This window comes from Aerococcus sp. L_32, assembly GCF_050689315.1.
The window spans coordinates 1-516 of sequence record NZ_JBOEQF010001273.1 but is presented as its reverse complement, the minus strand read 5'-3'; the positions used below and the strand labels follow the sequence as shown (position 1 = coordinate 516).

1 protein-coding gene is annotated in these 516 nt (G+C 39.0%); it reads right to left on the bottom strand.

The features are described 5' to 3' along the window. Window positions 1-329: S1 RNA-binding domain-containing protein (locus tag ACRCJ0_RS19290; RefSeq protein ID WP_431391838.1), on the bottom strand; the 329-nt coding region annotated here is incomplete at its 3' end. Window positions 330-516: the final 187 nt, after the last annotated feature.

The following is a 516-nucleotide window of genomic DNA, read 5'->3' as shown; positions in this document are numbered from 1 at the left end:
CGGTTGTCATCTTTACGGAAGTTTTGGTTGCCACGGTCGCGACCGCCACCATCGTTGTTTCCGCGATTAGAAGACGCTGGTTTGCTTGCGCCATCTGCGTTTAAACGACGGATTGACAATGCAATCTTACCGTCATCAGCTACATTGGTCACTAAAACAGTTACTTCATCTCCAACCGATAAGACATCGTTGATATCTTTCACGTAGCCTTCAGCTACTTCAGAGATGTGGACTAAACCATTTTTGCCTTCTCCTAAATCAACAAATGCACCAAATTTTGTAATCCCTGTAACTTTTCCAGTAACTTTATTTCCTACTTCAATTGCCATGTATCCCAAATATCCTCCTTGAAATTCTTGCATCCGGTAAATGGATTTTTATCCGGACGAGTAAAGCTATTTCTAGTTTACCTTGTTATCGCAATTTATTCATCATTATTTTCTTGATTTTGTAAATAAGCCTTATTTAAGATTTCAGCTTGTTTAGAAGCGTTATCTTCAGGTACACTGAAGATAA